Genomic DNA, 253 nt, shown 5'->3' with positions numbered 1-253 from the left:
ACTGATACTCTACGATTACATGGTCAAATGTATGAAAGAACTGGCAAAGCCAGAGCCTGATATCAACTCACTGCTTCCTTGGAACTTCTCACACTAAAACGCCCCGTGGGATTATGGGGCGCATACTCTTGAGGGTAGCTGAACAGAGTATTGAGATTATCCCAATGAGCCGTCCATGAGCGACTGATTTGAGGGTACTTGTCATCCCATTTATCACCAAAGTGCTCTAACGCCAACAGTGCTTCATCTTCAG

1 pseudogene is annotated in these 253 nt (G+C 45.8%); it reads right to left on the bottom strand.

The window, feature by feature from the left end:
* Positions 1 to 62 precede the first annotated feature (62 nt).
* Positions 63 to 253, bottom strand: a pseudogene (locus EYW48_RS21895) (hypothetical protein); the annotation flags it as partial.

This window comes from Vibrio sp. 1180_3, from assembly GCF_029478545.1.
Lineage (GTDB): Bacteria > Pseudomonadota > Gammaproteobacteria > Enterobacterales > Vibrionaceae > Vibrio > Vibrio aestuarianus.
The sequence above is the reverse complement of the archived record's forward strand: the minus strand, read 5'-3'. Positions and strand labels throughout refer to the sequence as shown.